Source organism: Vibrio sp. M260118, from assembly GCF_036533755.1.
In the GTDB taxonomy this organism is placed as follows: Bacteria; Pseudomonadota; Gammaproteobacteria; order Enterobacterales; family Vibrionaceae; genus Vibrio.
Window position 1 is genome coordinate 1 of the sequence record NZ_JATABG010000736.1, and the last position, 374, is coordinate 374.

General features: G+C 41.2%; 1 protein-coding gene. It reads left to right on the top strand.

Annotated elements, in window-relative coordinates:
* Positions 1–42: 42 nt before the first annotated feature.
* A complete protein-coding gene (locus tag QTO00_RS20920; RefSeq protein WP_158090427.1) occupies positions 43–213 on the top strand; it encodes a hypothetical protein in 171 nt (56 codons plus the stop codon).
* Positions 214–374: the final 161 nt, after the last annotated feature.

Here is a 374-nt window from a genome sequence, read left to right on the forward strand (position 1 = left end):
AGCTTTATGCGAAGTTTTCAGTTTAAAGATTAAGAGGTGTCTATGAGTGCAGCTGTTACTTTTGAGCAATTCTGTCAGCATTACGAGTACGATCCGAGAAGTTCGTTATCTCGCTTTGAATATGAGAAGTACAAAGAGAAGAAGTACAAAGAGAACTTGGAGATAGCTAACGAGCTGATCACCAAAGATGCCATCGATAAGATGAAAACATAGAAAAAACGCCCTTAGAGGGCGTTTTTTGTTTCAATCGAACAGCGAACTTTTTGCCCTGTAAATCGCTCTGAAAGCGTCACAAACTTACAGCCCGATTTCTGGCTAAGTAGGTAAGGATAAGTGCTTAAAAACGCTCCTGGAGCGTTTTGAGAGCGTCAGGT

What these genes read in the sequence shown, in the direction of transcription:
- QTO00_RS20920 (WP_158090427.1), top strand. Translation starts at nt 43, where the DNA reads ATGAGTGCAGCTGTTACTTTTGAGCAATTCTGTCAGCATTACGAGTAC.